This is a genomic window from Evtepia sp., assembly GCF_056797215.1.
Genome location: NZ_JBQILM010000004.1, coordinates 33,601 through 47,998, shown reverse-complemented (window position 1 = coordinate 47,998; position 14,398 = coordinate 33,601). Strand labels below are relative to the sequence as shown.

Below are 14,398 nucleotides of genomic sequence, written 5' to 3'. Positions count from 1 at the left end.
GTGGACAGGGAGGATATGGAGGGTCAGAAATAGCGCAGGATGATACAGATGCTCGAGATGGCCAGCACCATGATGGTGGGGGGGACGGAGGTCCGGCAATAGCGGGCCCAGCTGATGGGGTGGCCTTCCTTGGCGGAGACCGAGGTGCCCACCACGTTGGCAGAGGCCCCAATGGGGGTGGCGCTGCCGCCGATGTCCGTGCCCATAGAGAGGGACCAGGCCAGCACGGACAGGTCCACCCCAGTGGTGACGGCAAGGCTCCGAATCACCGGAATCATGGTGGCGGCGAAGGGGATGTTGTCCACGAAAGCGCTGGCCACGGCGGAGACCCAGATAATGATTAAGACCATGAGGATGGCGTTGCCGCCGCTGATAACACCGATCCATTCGGCGATGAGTTCCAGGATGCCCGTCTCTTCCAGGCCGCCCACCACAATGAACAGGCCGATAAAGAAGAGCAGGGTCTTATAGTCGATGCCTTGCAGGAGCTTCCAGGCGTCCTTCCCGGCGGCAATGAGGGTGAGGGCGGCGATGAACACGCCGATCAGGGCCACAGTGAAGCCGGTCTGGGCGTGGGTAATCAGCAGCACCACCGCCAGGAGGAAAATCCCGCAGCTCAGGGCGAAGTCCCGCCGGTTTGTGATGGCAGTGTGCGGGGCTGGGCAGGTGAGGGCTAGGATTGCCTGCTGGCCGTCGTTTTTCCCCAGCTCCTTATGGAAGCGGAAATAGAAATAAAGGATGGTAACCACCAGGGCGATGGCGGCGATGAGGCCGGTGTTGGTGATGAAGTCCCCGAAGGAGTAGCCCAGGGAGGTGCCGATGATGATATTGGGCGGGTCGCCGCACATGGTGGCGGAGCCCCCCAGGTTGGCGCAGAAGATTTCAGAGAGGATCATAGGCACCGGGTCGAAGCCCAGGAGGTGGGCTAGCTCTACCGTGACGGCGGCCAGGAAGAGGATCACGGTGATGCTGTCAATGAACATGGCCAGCACCGCGGACATGACCATAAACGTCAGGAAAATGGGCACCGTGCGGTATTTTACCGCCTTGGCCAAGGTCATGCACATCCAACGGAAAAAGCCCGCCTTGGCCATGCCCTCCACCATAATCATCATACCGGCGATGAACAGGATGGTGGACCAGTTGATGCCGCTGGCGCTCTCGCTGCCGGGGCCCAGCTCATACCAGAAGGACAGGCTGAGGAATTGGTGCAGGTTTAGGGTTTCCAGGGCGGCGGGCACACTGTGCATGGCAAGACCAAAGACCAAAAGTAGGGTGGCACAACCGCACAGCAGCGTGACGGTGTGCCGCTGGAATTTATCCAGGATGATGAGTAGGAACATGACCAGGAAAATACTGACGGCTAGGGTTTGAGCGAGCAAGGGGCACACCTCCTGAAAAAGACGGCCTGGCCACCGGAGGCGGTCAGGCAGCGAAACAAGGCTTCTGTGGTTCAACTGTCCTTGTATACAAGATACCGTGAAAGGCCTTGTTTGTCAAGTAAATACACCGCCTTTTGTAACTATGGTTTTTCGCATAGATCATTAAGAATTTTGTCATAATGGGGTTTCGTAAGTGCCGAAGAAAAGTAAAAGCAGGGGTCCCTGGAACTTAGACAACCCCTGCCACATGATATGCCCGCCTGTGGGGGCGGTATGTATTTAGCCCTGCCGCCGCTGCAGCTGCAGCCGGTCCGCGATCATGGCGATGAACTCCGAATTTGTGGGTTTTCCTTTTGAGTTACTCACCGTGAACCCAAAGTATTTTTGCAGGGTATCCAGGTCGCCCCGGTCCCAGGCCACCTCAATGGCGTGGCGGATGGCCCGCTCCACCCGGGAGGCGGTGGTGTTGAACTTCTGGGCCACCTCAGGATAAAGCACCTTGGTGACGGCGTTGATGACATCCATGTCCTCCACGGTCATGATGATAGCCTCCCGGAGGTATTGATAGCCCTTGATGTGGGCGGGGACGCCGATCTCGTGGATGATGGCGGTGACGTTGGACTCCAAGGTCTGCCGGTCCGCCGGGACGCCGCTGTCCTCCTCCTCGGAGAGCTGGTGGGCGGCCAGCATCTGCACCCGCTGGGCCACGGAGATGGTCTGGCAGGGCTTCATCATGTAGTAGTCGCCCCCCTTGATGGCCACCTGGTCTGCCATACAGCCCCGGACGAAGTTGGAGAGGGTGAGGGTACTGACAGGCAGGGGCTTCACGGCTTCCAGCACGTCGAAGCCGTCGATGCGGCCCAGGACCAGGTCCAGCACCATGACGTCTGGGGTGAGCTTTTGGGCCAGCTCGATGGCCTCCTGCCCGTCCCCAGTCTGGCCTACCAGTTCCAGGCCGTCGGTGTTGCGGATGACTTCTGCCAGTGTAGAGCGGAACGCCTCATTGGCGTCGGCGATGAGAACCTTCTTCTTACTTTCCATACGTATAGTCTCCCCCCTGGAAGGGTGGCCCCTTCCGTGTGTTATCGTTGGTCACGTGGTCAGTCAGGAAGCGACGTACCTCCCGACGGTTTGGGCACAGGGCAGGGCGTTTTCTGGCCTGTGCGCGTCTGTTCGGGGGTATGTAACTTCCAGAATTTTCCGGTATCCATAATTTACCACATTGGGACAGAAAAGACAAGACAAAAATGGAATAAAATGCCAGAATGCCGAAAAAAGTTTCGACAAAATCAGACAATATTTGGGCAAAACACCGGGGGCCTGCCCAGATGTGCCGGCAGGCCCCCGGTGACAGGGGTGCGTGGGTTTTAGAAGTACCGCAGGATCATACAAATGCTGGCGATGAGGAGCACCACCACAGTGGCGGGGGCGGAGACCTTGCAATAGCGGCCCCAGCCGATGGAGAAGCCCTCCTTGGAGGCCACGGAGGTACCCACCACGTTGGCGGAGGCGCCGATGGGGGTGGCGCTGCCGCCTACGTCGGTACCCATGGAGAGGGACCAGGCCAACACGGACAGGTCCGCACCGGTGGTGGCGGACAGGCTCTTGATCACCGGAACCATGGTGGCGGCGAAGGGGACGTTGTCCACAAAGGCGCTGGCGATGGCGGAGACCCACATGATGATGAGGACGATAGCCACCGCGCTGCCGCCGCTGATGGTGCCGATGAACGCGGCCAGAAGCTCCAGGATGCCCGTCTGTTCCAGGCCGCCTACCACGATGAACAGGCCCACGAAGAAGAGGAGGGTCTTGTAGTCCACCCCTTTCAGGATGTCCAGGGCGTGGCGCCAGGAGGTGAGGAGGGTGAGCAGGGCTACCACGGTGCCGATGAGGGCCACGGTGAGGCCGGTGTAGGCGTGGGTAATCAGCAGAACCACGGCCACCAGGAACACCACCCAGCTCAGGGCGAAGGAACGCTTATCCTGGATGGCAGCCTTGGGGTCCAGGACGGTGCTGGAAGTCAGCTCTTCTGGGTGGACGCTGGTGGCCCGGAGCTGTTTGTGGTACACTAGGTAGAAATAGACGAGGGTAGCGATGAGGGAGACCCCGGCGATGACGCCGATGTTCAGGATGAAATCCCCGAAGGAGTAGCCCAGGGAGGTGCCGATGATGATGTTGGGCGGGTCGCCGCACATGGTGGCGGAGCCCCCCAGGTTGGCGCAAAAGACCTCCGCCAGAATCATGGGGATGGGGTCAAAGCGCAGGAGCTGGGCCAGCTCTACGGTGACGGCGGCTAGGAAGAGGATCACGGTGATGCTGGCGATGAACATGGAAAGCACCGCGGACAAGACCATGAACAGCAGGAACAGGGGGATAACCTGATAGCGGACCGCCTTGGCAAAGGCCATACACATCCAGCGGAAGAAGCCTGCCTTGGCCATACCCTCCACCATGATCATCATCCCGGCGATGAACACGATGGTGGCCCAGTTGACCCCGCTGGAATTGGCCCCGGACATGACGGGCTCATACCAGAATTCCAGGGTAAAGATCTGTTGGATGTTTAAGGTCTTTAAGGCAGCGCCAGCACTGTGCATGCAGACGCCAAAGACCAAGGCTAGAGTTAGGCCAGCACTGACAAGGGTGACGATGTGGCGCTCTATCTTGTCAACGATGATGAGGATGAACATCACCAGGAAAATAGCAACAGCCAGAATTTGTGCAAACATAGGGCACACCTCCAAGAAAAAGATTGCTTGGCCACCAGGAGGGGCGGTCGGGCAGCGTAACGGAGCAGTTGGGCCTGCGATGGCTGACTGCCAGAGTAAAATACAGCGAAAGTGGTCATATGTCAATCCTTTCTATATTTTAATAGGTAATAAATACTTTTGCTCCTGAGGTGTGGGGCTTCTGTTAGTTTGTAATCCTGGGATAGGGGGAGGTGGTGAAGATACACGGGAAGGGGGGCGTCCAAGGCTTCGCTGGGCCCAGGCGGGCTTTTTTCTATAAATTTTACCAAACAGAGTAGTATCCCCCCTTTTCAAATCCCACTTCGTTTGATAAAATAGACACACTTCACGCAATATACGGAACGCTTTTCTTCGGGAGCCCTGGAAAGCGCTTGCCTCCATCAGAGGAGGCGAAGCGGGTTTGAAACAGCATCGTGGGAGACGTTGAGACTGGATTTTAGGAAAATATACGTCTTTTACCACTCCGGCGCCGCTGGGACTGGATGGATTTCGGCAAAATATCAGAAGAAACGCCAGATAGCTACAGGGTTAGACAAGTTACGCTCTTGATTATTTTGCACGAATCAAATACAATTGACCATGAGGTGAAGGGATGAAAAGACACACCGAGGAAGCGAATATCAGCTCTTCTCAAATGACCACAGATAAGCAGGGGGAGCTATGTGCCCGGTGGGAGGCGCTTGCCGAAAAGAGGGTGGCGGAGGGGCACGATGTGCGCCGGTTGCAGTTGTATGACGGACAGCGGCTCTGTGCCACGGTCTATGCGGACTTTACTGCCAAAGAGGTGGCGGTGGAATCGGTTGATGGCCTTGCGGAGGCGGCGTTCGGGCTGGTAGGCCAACCCTCTTGGGGGGCGTTTTCCGCCTTTGTGGAAAAGCGCTGCCTGCCCTGTGCCCAGCCGGACCTGCAGGGATACTTAGCGTCCATTGGCATGGATGATAGCAGCCCCTTGATCGTGCTGCAAAAGGACCCGGAGCGGGTGAACCGGGACCGGCAGTGGATCAAGCTAGAGGTGCTGAAGGTGCCTGCCCTGATGGGTCCGGGTCAAAAAGGCTGAGCTGCCCCTGGGGGCGGTCCTCAAGGGTGCCCAAATAGTGGAAGATCGCCTGGTTGTTGTGGAGGATGCCGGCTTTTTCGCAGCGCCGGTGGAACAGCGTTAGGAGCTCTTGGCTTTTGGGGCTTTTGAGGGAATAGCGCTGGCCGTAGCAGCGGCGGTATTGCTCCTTCAGCCCAGGGAAGAGCCGGTCCAGCTGCTGGTAAAAATACGCCCGGCTGCCTTGGCGCAGGGTCAGGCCCATGCCGAAGCAGACCACCCCCTTGACCCCGGCGGCTTGGCAGAGGTCCAGCAGGCCGTTGATGTTCTCCGCCGTATCGTTGAGGAAGGGCAAAATGGGGCAGAGCCAGACCACAGTGGGGATGCCGGCCTCCCGGAGCCGCTGCAAGGCGGCAAAGCGGGCCTGGGTGGTGCAGACCCCAGGTTCCAGCTTGCGGCATAGGGATTCATCGTAAGTGGTCAGGGTCATCTGGACTACGCACTTGCTCTGGGCGTTGATCCGCTCCAACAGGGGCAGGTCCCGGAGGACCCGGTCAGATTTGGTGATGAGGGTCACGCCGAAGCCGTGGCGGAGGATGCACTCCAAGGCTTGCCGGGTGTGGCCCAAGGTCTCTTCCAGGGGGAGATAGGGGTCTGTCATGGACCCCATGCCCAGCATACAGGGCTTGCGGCGGCGGCGCAGGGCGTCCTCCAACAGGGCAATGGCGTTGGCTTTTACTGCCACGTCCTCAAAGTCATGCCCCATTTGGTAACAGCTGCTGCGGGAGTCACAATAAATGCAGCCGTGTTGACAGCCGCGGTATAGGTTCATGCCATTTTTGGCGGACAGGATGCCTTTTGCTGTGACATAGTGCATGGACGCGCCCTCCTCTCTGCCCACCCCCTGGATTGGGCTATCCCCAGGGGGCTATGGGCGGCTTGGTCTGTTAGATGATAGCACAAAATGCGCAGAACGTCACGGATATGTGAGATTTCCTGGGAAAAAGAGAAATGCAAGCAAAGAGGGCTTCTTTGCTTGCATTTTTTCTATGGTAGGGCCTCAGCTGGTTTGCAAGGTGGCGATGAGGGCCCAGACCTGTGGCGCGTCTTTGGAAAAGACGGTGATGCAGGCCTCGTCCCAGGTGAAGGTAACTTGGCCCTCTGCCGCCAGGGCCTCCAACACGGCCGCCTCTGTCAGGGTGTCCAGGGTGCCGATGGAGCGGGCAAGCTGGTAGACATCCGCCTCGGTGTCCAGGCACCAGTGGATGACCGCGTCGGATGTGGCGGCGTCCACCTCCTGGGCGGCCTCGGCGGCGGGGCGGTAGAAGCCCTCATAGCGCACGGGCAGGCCGTTGCGCAGGCTCAGGTGGCTTTCCTCCTCTGTGTAACCGGCGGCGGCAAAGTCGGGCAGGAGGCCGGAGAAGGCGTTGGGATGTTCCGGCAGGGTAGAGAGGGTATAGTCGTCGCCCTCCGCCATGGGGAAGCGCTGGAAGTTGATGGGGTGGGCCCAGAGCCAGTCCAGCAGGGCGTCTACCTCTGCCTGGCTGTCGTTCCAGGAGGCCTTGATCTGATACCAGCCGCTGTCGTTCTGGAAGGTGACGGTCTGTTCCCGGCCCTCCTGGCCTTTCGTGGTGATGGAGACGCCATCCCGCTGGGTCACGGTGGTTTTGGGCTCCAAGAGGTTCCCCTGCTGGTCTGTTTCCAGGCCGATGCAGTCCTCTGGCTCTGGGACCTCCCAGTACCCGGCTAAGATAGAAAGTTCGCTGTAGTTTTCCCGTTCTCCCCGGCGGGACCAGCTCAGCTGCAGGCAGGCGAGGCTGCCGTCCTCCGCGTAACGGGCCTGGCAGGAGAAGATGGGGTGGCCCTCCATGAGGGGGATCACGGCCTCGTCCTCTAGCTGCTGCCGTTGCCGGGAGAAGTCCCGGGTGTGGGCATAGCGAAAGGTACAAGCGTCCTGGCTGATACTCCCGGCCGTGCCTGTATCACAGGGCGGGGGCGGCGGCAGGGCGTTGCTGTGTTGGTAGGGCAGTGGGCTCTGGCTGCCCCGGCTGGTGGTGGTCTCCGCAGCGTCCTGGCTGGTCCCCTCGCTGCCAGACAGGGCGGCAAGGCCTCCGGCGGCGATGAGGCAGAGACAGGCGGCCGCTGCCCCCCAGCGCAGCCAGAGGGTCCGCTGGGGTTTGACAGGCTGGGCCTCCTGGATGAGGTCGTCGCCGATGTGGGTGAGGCTCCGGAAGAGCCTTTGGGCTCGCTGTTCTTTCATAGAATGATCCCCTCCTTTTCCAAAGCCTGCCGCAGGTTGGTGCGCAGGCGAAACATACGCTGGGCCAGCTTGCCAGAGGACATGTGCTGCTCCTTGGCCAGGTCTTGGAGGGACATGCCGTACCAGTACCGGCGCAGGAACAGGACCCGGTCCTCCTGCTTCAGGGTGCGCAGCCAGGCGTCGATACAGGCGGAGAGCTCCCTGTCCTCCATCTCCCGCTCCATGGTCCTGGGGGAGGGGATGGACTCCTCCAGCTCGCTGAGCAGCTCTGTCATGCCGTTGTAGCGTTTTTTCCTGTGGTTCTTGTTCCAGAGATTGATGGCGTTGTTGCGGACGATCCGCCCCAGCCAAGCGGAGAAATGGGTGGGGCGCTGGGGTGGGATGGCCAGCCAGACTTGGTGGTAGGCATCGTTGACGCATTCCTCCGCATCCTCGGCGGAGAGGATGTTGGTGGCGATGCGGGAGCAGAAAGCGCCGTATTTTCTCTGGGTCTCAGCGATGGCCGCCTCATCCCTCTGGATGTATAGGGCAATGATCTGTGCATCCTCCATCGGAATCCCCCTTCCTTTCAAACCCTCTCTATAAAAAGACAGGAATTACGTGGTAATATTACGGGGAAAATAGAAAAATTTGAAAAAAAGGTGGGATGTACCCCAATGGGAAACCGTCCAGGGAAGCCTATTCGGCATCCCTGGACGGTGCTGCGTCTGAAATATCAATGCTGACCCCGTTCACCTCCACGCCGCCGTCAGCGGGGATGAGGATGTATTTCCGCCCCTGGATGATACGGGTTTCCACCAGGTAGCTGCTTTCCGGGTCCACTGTGACCTTGACCTCTGGGGTGGTGAGCTGGAATTTTTTGCTGTCAATGAGGTTGGCGGGGCTGAGGGCGGCCCCTGCCCCGAACTCCTGGTCGCAGTAGAGCTTGAACTCACCCACCTGGTTCTCCGCCACCCCGCAGTTTTGCAGGACCCGGCTCACCTCGTCCACAGAGATGCCCAAGGGCTCTGGGTCCTTGCTCTCCTTGTGCTGCTGGATGCGCTCCCGCAACTGTTCGTGGACGGCCTGCACCACCTCATAGCTGCAAGCCTCCCCCAGGGCTTCTCCCAGGGCGGACTGGAAAGCCTCCTTCTGGGCCAGGGCGGACATGGGCGCTTCGGTGTGGAACAACCCGTCGATCAGCTCCTGGTGGAGCTCGTCGGGGTTGCGGGAATAGTACAGGGCGTTGTAAAGGTTGGCAGCCCGGTTGTCAAAGGCGGGGAAGAGGAAGCCCAGCTCCGGGGGCGACACCACCTGCCCCGTGGTGCGGTTGTGGAACTCCCGCTCCGCGGCGCAATAGCTTAGCTGGGGCTTGGCGTCCTTCACCAGGCAGATGCAGCAGACGATGTAGGAGAACACCTGGTCCGAGGCATCGGCTTGGAGGCTGTCGTCGTGGCCCCGGTAGGGCACGTCATAGCGGTCGTGGGCCAGGAGGATGAGATAGTTGCTGTCCTCCATGTTCAGGGTCTCGATGACCTTGCGGTAAAACTGCTGCCGCACCTCCGGGTCTTGGAGTTCCGAGTCCCGCAGGGCGGAGAGGAGGCGGTGCTCGTCGCTGTCCATGACCTGTTGGGTGGTGAACACAATGTCCACCAGATTCTTGCCCAGGGCCCCGGAGAGGGCTTTTTTCAAAAAACCCAGGTATTTTTCCGCCTCCTCCTGGGTGGCGATGCCCAGGGACACATCCAGCTCCGAGATGATTTCCCGGCCGCCGTTGACGTAGCAGCCATAGACCCGGCTGATGCCGCTTTTTTCCGGACGGAAGCGGCGGCGCAGTTCACTGATTTCTTTTTGATTCATAGGTACCTCAAGCGTTGGAAAGATTGGCCGTGTTCCGGCCCAGTGGGCACTATTATACGCCGAAATGAAGGGAAGGGCAAGGGGGAATGGGGCCGGTGCCTTAGGTCAACTCATCCCGCATGGCATCGATGATATTCTCCTTCTTCAACTGGCGCACCGCGTACAGCATGGTGATGAACACCACCAGGAACACCGCGCCAATGCTGATGGCCACGCTGGCCCAGGGGAGCTGGAAGCTGAGGTCATCGGCGCCTCCGGCAGTGAAGAACCAGTAGATGACCCAGGAGAGCAGCAGAGAGAGGGGAATGCCCAAGAGCAGGGCCCGCAGGCCATAGAAGAAGCATTCAAAATTCATCATCTTTTGGAAATCCCCCTCTGCCATGCCCACCGAGCGGAGCATGGCCAGCTCCCGCCGCCGGAGCTTGATGTTGGTGGAGATGGTGTTGAACACGTTGGCCACGGCGATGAGGGAGATCATCACGATAAAGACGTAGGCGAACACGTTGGCAATGAACATCATGCTTTGATTGGTCTCGATGGCCTTGTCCAGGTTCAGCAGCAGGTAGTTGCTGCGGATGCCCTGGTCCATCACCAGGGCTTGGAGGGCCTTGGTGGACTGGGCGGGGGTGTCGGAGCAGTAGGTGAGCCCTTTGGCGCTGGCCTGGGCGTCCGGGGGGACCAGCTGGGCCTTTTGGGAGAGGGGAGCCACGGCGGTCATGATGTAGCCCTCTTGGATGATAGGACTGCTGCTCAAGGTACCGGGGCTGTCCGGCAGAAGGAAATTTTGCAGATCCAGGGTCATCGTGGGCCCCTCCGCCCCCTCTGGGGCCGACTGGATGATGGGGGAGAGCGGGAGTGTCAGGGAGGAGACCGTGAACAGGTCGGGAAATTCCTCCGGGGCCAGGATGCGGTTCAGCTGGGGATTCCTCTTGGCGATGGTCAGGAGCTTGCCGCTCTCCCCGGTATAGTCCCCGGCGGACAGGTTGTTTTCCAACAAAAGCTGCTGGAAGCTCTGGTCGTCCAGGAAAAGGAGAAAGAGAATCAGCTGGCCGTCCTGGGCGGCATCTTCGCTGGCCAGGTAGTCCGGGGAAAGGAGCTGGGGGTCCAGGTGGATGGCGCAGGGGACCATTTCCTCATAGCTGGCGCTGGTGATGCCCTGGACGCTTTTGGTGGCGTCCAGGAGGGACAGCAATTCCTGCTGGTCCATATCCTCCGCCACGGTGAGGCTGATGTCGAAGGAGGTGGCTACGTTGGCCATTTCCGAGGCCTGTTTCAAGTCCTGGGCAAAGGCGCTGGTGGAAATGAACAGCACCACGCTGAGGACTAAGGAGAGGATAATGCTGCGGTAACGCTTCTTGTTCCGCTTGAAATTTTTTAGGGCCAGGTCCCCTTCCAAGCCGTAGAGCCGCTGGAACAGGCGGGAGGTGCGCATGGCCGTGGCCTCCACCTTTAACTCTCCGGTCTGGCGGATGCAGTCCATGACTGGGGTGTTGGAGGCTTTCCGGGCGGGGACATAGGCGGAGAGTAGGATGGTGAGCAGGCTCACCAGAGCCGCCAACGCCAGCACCGGGGGAGCGGGGACTAGGGTGAGGTCCACGCCCTCATACATAAAGCTCTCAAAATGCTCCGCCACCAGCAGCAAGACCCCCTCCATGGCCGCCAGCCCCAGGAGGATTCCTAGGGGGATGCCCACTATGCCGATACACAGGCCCTCGAAGAGGACGGAGCTGCGCAGCTGCTTGGCGGTGGCCCCCACGGACATGAGGATACCCAGTTGATGGGTGCGCTCGTTGAGGGAGATGCTGAAGGCGTTGTGGATGAGAAAGACGGAGCCCAGCATGATGATGGCCAGGACCACGCCCCCCACGGCCAGGAGCAGGGAGGTGAAGAGCTTGTCGTTGGACAGGCCCATGAAGCGCAGGACCTCGTCGTTCTGGATGACGTGCTGGCCCTGGGCGGCCCGGTCCAGGTAGCCGTGGAGCCCATAGGGCTGCTGGAGGGTGAGGAACACGGAGCAGTTGTCGGAGAGGGGGGCGTGATCCGCCGTGGTGATGAGGGGATAGCCGGGGGCGCTGCGCAGGTAGCTGGGGGTGCGGCAAAGCCCCACCACGGTGTAGCTGTGGGTTGCCTGGGGCAGGAACTGCTCCTCCTCCTGATAGGCGGTGTAATTGCCAAGGCCCTGGCCGTCCAGGCTGCGGCTGCCAGTGGAGAGGCTGAGGGTATCCCCCACGGACAGATGGAGGGCGCCATCGGTCATGGCGGCAGCGGAGACCACCACTTCCCCACTGTTTTCCGGCAGACGTCCGGCAATGAGCTGGATGGGCAGATCGGCAAAGGCCGTTTGGTCATAACCGCAGAGGATGAGGTAGGGCTTTTTGGGGTTCTGGGGAGCTTCCAGCGGGGCCACCCCCAGATTTTCCAGGACGGCGGTCTGGGAGATCTCTGGGTCCCTGCTGCGCGCCTGGGCGAAGTCGGCAGGGACGTCAAGAAAGGCTGCATGCCAGCCGCCGTACTCCACCGCTGCGCCCTCGGCCATGTAGCGCAGTAGGGAGACGCCGAAGGTACACACCGCCGTAATCATGGCGGCGGAGAGTATCACACCCAGGATGGTGACAAAGGTGCGGCCTGGGCTCTTGCGCAGGCCCTGAAAGGCCACTTTATGAAAGACATTCATCTGGGGAGCACCTGCCTTTCGTCCCGGACCACCCGGCCGTCGGAGACGGTGAGGATGCGGTCCGCCTGGAGAGCGATGTTCTCGTCGTGGGTGACCAGGAGCAGGGTTTGCCGGTAGCGCCGCTGGCTCTCCTTCAACAGGCGAAGGATCTCATGGCTGTTGCGGCTGTCCAGGCTGCCGGTGGGCTCGTCGGCCAGCATCACCGCTGGGGCGTTCATCAGGGCCCGGCCGATGGCCACCCGCTGCTGTTGGCCTCCGGAGAGCTGGTTGGGCAGGTGGGTCCGGCGGTCCTGAAGCCCCAGGAGCTGCAACAGGTCCTCCAGGCGCTCCCGGTTTACCCGGCGGCGGTCCATGAGGATGGGCAGGGTGATGTTCTCCACCACGTTCAGGGTGGGGATGAGGTTGTGGAACTGGTAGATCATCCCCACCTGCCGCCGGCGGAAGATGGCCAGCTTTTCCTTGCTCTGGGCATAGACGTCCTGGCCGTCCAGATACACCTTCCCACTGGTGGGGATATCCACCCCGCCGATGATGTGGAGCAGGGTGGACTTGCCAGAGCCGGAGGAGCCGATGATGGCGGTGAACTCCCCCTTGTTGACGCTGAGGGTCACGTGGTCTACGGCGGTGACTTGGTTCCCCTCCTGACCGTAGACCTTGCACAGGTTTTCCACACGTAAAAATTCCATGATATGAGCCTCCTTCTTTTTTCAGTCTGCCCATATACTAAAGCATTTCCCTGACATCTCCGTGACGTTTCGGTGAGAGAACCGTCACCTTTCAAGGGGTTTGGGGAAACGTATGACAAAAAGCGCGCCGCCCTGGGGGTGGTTTTTGGCGGTGATGGTGGCCCCCTGGCGGGTGAGGATGGTTTTGCTCAGGGCCAGGCCGATGCCGTAGCCGGTGGCCCCGGCGTCCTTGCCCCGGTAGAAGCGTTCAAAGAGGAAGGGGAGATCCTCCGGGGCGATGCCTTCTCCGCTGTCGTGGAGGGTGATGGCGGTATACAGTAAGGTGTCCTCACAGGCGATGTGGAGGGCCCCATGCTCCCCGGCCTTTTCCACGCAGTTTTTCAACACATTCCCCAAGGCCTCCGCCAGCCACGCCTGGTCCCCCAGGATGTGTACCCCTTGGGGCAGGTCCAGGGTCAGGCGGATGTCGTGGAGCTCCAGGGGGATGAGGAAGGGGCGCAGGGCGGTTTGGACCAGTGCCGCCACCTCCACCGGCACCCGCTGAAAGCTGACGATCCCCGCGTCCAGGCGGGAGAGCTTTAAGAGGGCGTTCAGCAGCCAGTCCATTTGGGCAAAGGCCCCCTGGGCATCCCGGAGCAGGGCCCGGCGCTCTGCCTCACTGGGATCGTTTTTCAATAGGGAGAGGATCAGGTTGGCGGAGGTGAGGGGCGTGCGAAGCTGGTGGGCGATATCCGCCAGGGAGTCGGCCAGGTGGGCCTTTTCCCGGCGGAGGGCGTCGTTTTGCTCCCGGATGCGCAGGGTCATTTTGTTGACCTCGTGTTCCAAAATGGAAAGCTCTCCTTCCTCGCTGCTGCCGATGACCAGGTCCTCTGCCCCGTGGAGCACCCGGTCGATTTCCAGGGAGATTTCGGCAATGCGCCGGTAGCGGGCGGCGGTGTAGGCCCAGAAGAGCCCGGCAAAGGCGGCGGCGGTGCCCAGGGCCAGCAGCCCCGCCGCCGGTTGGAGGGCGAAGCCCAGACTCCCGGCCACCAGGGCCAGGGCGGCAGAGAGCAGGGCCAGCTGCCGCAGTTCTCTATTGCGCAGCATGGCGTTCTCCCAGGCGGTAGCCGGTGCCCCGGACGGTGCGGATGATTTTGGGGGAGGCCGGGTCGTCCTCGATTTTCTCCCGCAGGCGCTTGATGTAGACGGTGAGGGTATTGTCGTTGACAAACTCCCCTGCCGCGTCCCAGAGCTCATCCAGCAGCCGGTCCCGGGTGAGGATGGTTTTGGGGTTGTTGATGAACAGCAGGAGCAGGCGGTATTCCAGGGGGGAGAGGAAGAGCTCCCGGCCGTCTTTTTTCACCAGGCCGTTGGCCATATCCACGGCCAGACTTTGGACGGTAAAGACGGCGGGCACCTGTCCCGCTTTCCGCAGGGCCGCGGCGATTCGGGCCAAGAGCTCCCGGGGGCGGAAGGGTTTGGTGATGTAGTCGTCCGCCCCCATGTTCAGCCCTGTTACTACGCTGGCCTCGTCCCCGGAGGCGGTGAGGAAGAGGACGGGGATGTCTTGTGCCTGTTTGACCTGGGTGCAGACGGCAAAGCCGTTGCCGTCGGGGAGGGAGATGTCTACCAGGGCCAAGTCGAAAGGCTCCGCCGCCAACAGCACCCCAGCCTGTTCTTGGGTGGGGGCGTGGTGGACGGAAAACCCCTCGGTTTCCAACAAGCGGGTGAGGTTTTTGGCGATCTCCCGGTCGTCCTCCACCAACAAAACCTGTTTCATATCAGTCCCTTCTTT

At 60.7% G+C, this 14,398-nt stretch carries 12 protein-coding genes; 1 reads left to right on the top strand and 11 read right to left on the bottom strand.

What is annotated here, in order from left to right; genetic code table 11:
• Positions 1–23 precede the first annotated feature (23 nt).
• The 3 genes from ACTOZL_RS01770 to ACTOZL_RS01760 all read right to left on the bottom strand — a co-directional run bounded on the left by ACTOZL_RS01770 (position 24) and on the right by ACTOZL_RS01760 (position 4,111).
• A complete protein-coding gene (locus ACTOZL_RS01770; protein ID WP_482476360.1) occupies positions 24–1,391 on the bottom strand; it encodes an ArsB/NhaD family transporter in 1,368 nt (455 codons plus the stop codon).
• A gap of 270 nt (positions 1,392–1,661) precedes the next feature.
• On the bottom strand, positions 1,662–2,423 hold the full coding sequence (gene spo0A, locus ACTOZL_RS01765; protein WP_482476359.1) for a sporulation transcription factor Spo0A: 762 nt from the start codon (positions 2,421–2,423) through the stop codon (positions 1,662–1,664).
• A gap of 326 nt (positions 2,424–2,749) precedes the next feature.
• Complete coding sequence (locus ACTOZL_RS01760) at positions 2,750–4,111, bottom strand: ArsB/NhaD family transporter (protein WP_482476358.1); 1,362 nt, start codon at positions 4,109–4,111, stop codon at positions 2,750–2,752.
• Between the two features lie 613 nt (positions 4,112–4,724).
• Between ACTOZL_RS01760 and ACTOZL_RS01755 the strand changes: the two genes are divergently transcribed.
• On the top strand, positions 4,725–5,189 hold the full coding sequence (locus tag ACTOZL_RS01755) for a hypothetical protein (RefSeq protein WP_482476357.1): 465 nt from the start codon (positions 4,725–4,727) through the stop codon (positions 5,187–5,189).
• Here ACTOZL_RS01755 and ACTOZL_RS01750 read toward each other — a convergent pair.
• The 8 genes from ACTOZL_RS01750 to ACTOZL_RS01715 form a co-directional block, all read right to left on the bottom strand.
• Positions 5,134–6,042 carry an SPL family radical SAM protein gene (locus tag ACTOZL_RS01750; RefSeq protein WP_482476356.1) on the bottom strand — a complete coding sequence of 303 codons (909 nt, stop codon included), beginning with the start codon at positions 6,040–6,042 and terminating at the stop codon, positions 5,134–5,136. The two genes, ACTOZL_RS01755 and ACTOZL_RS01750, sit on opposite strands and share 56 nt — an antisense overlap.
• 183 nt (positions 6,043–6,225) lie before the next feature.
• On the bottom strand, positions 6,226–7,425 hold the full coding sequence (locus ACTOZL_RS01745; protein WP_482476355.1) for a hypothetical protein: 1,200 nt from the start codon (positions 7,423–7,425) through the stop codon (positions 6,226–6,228).
• Positions 7,422–7,976, bottom strand: coding sequence for an RNA polymerase sigma factor (locus ACTOZL_RS01740; RefSeq protein WP_482476354.1), 555 nt, complete (start codon positions 7,974–7,976; stop codon positions 7,422–7,424). Before ACTOZL_RS01740 ends, ACTOZL_RS01745 begins: the two co-directional genes overlap by 4 nt.
• Positions 7,977–8,103: 127 nt before the next feature.
• Positions 8,104–9,264, bottom strand: a complete 1,161-nt coding sequence (locus ACTOZL_RS01735) for a DUF4317 domain-containing protein (RefSeq protein WP_482476353.1) — start codon at positions 9,262–9,264, stop codon at positions 8,104–8,106.
• Positions 9,265–9,364: 100 nt separating this feature from the next.
• Positions 9,365–11,938, bottom strand: a complete 2,574-nt coding sequence (locus ACTOZL_RS01730) for an ABC transporter permease (RefSeq protein WP_482476352.1) — start codon at positions 11,936–11,938, stop codon at positions 9,365–9,367.
• Positions 11,935–12,624 carry an ABC transporter ATP-binding protein gene (locus ACTOZL_RS01725; protein WP_482476351.1) on the bottom strand — a complete coding sequence of 230 codons (690 nt, stop codon included), beginning with the start codon at positions 12,622–12,624 and terminating at the stop codon, positions 11,935–11,937. The genes ACTOZL_RS01730 and ACTOZL_RS01725 overlap by 4 nt, the downstream gene beginning before the upstream one ends.
• 84 nt (positions 12,625–12,708) lie before the next feature.
• Positions 12,709–13,710 carry a sensor histidine kinase gene (locus ACTOZL_RS01720; protein ID WP_482476350.1) on the bottom strand — a complete coding sequence of 334 codons (1,002 nt, stop codon included), beginning with the start codon at positions 13,708–13,710 and terminating at the stop codon, positions 12,709–12,711.
• On the bottom strand, positions 13,697–14,383 hold the full coding sequence (locus ACTOZL_RS01715; protein WP_482476349.1) for a response regulator transcription factor: 687 nt from the start codon (positions 14,381–14,383) through the stop codon (positions 13,697–13,699). Before ACTOZL_RS01715 ends, ACTOZL_RS01720 begins: the two co-directional genes overlap by 14 nt.
• Between the last annotated feature and the right edge of the window lie 15 nt (positions 14,384–14,398).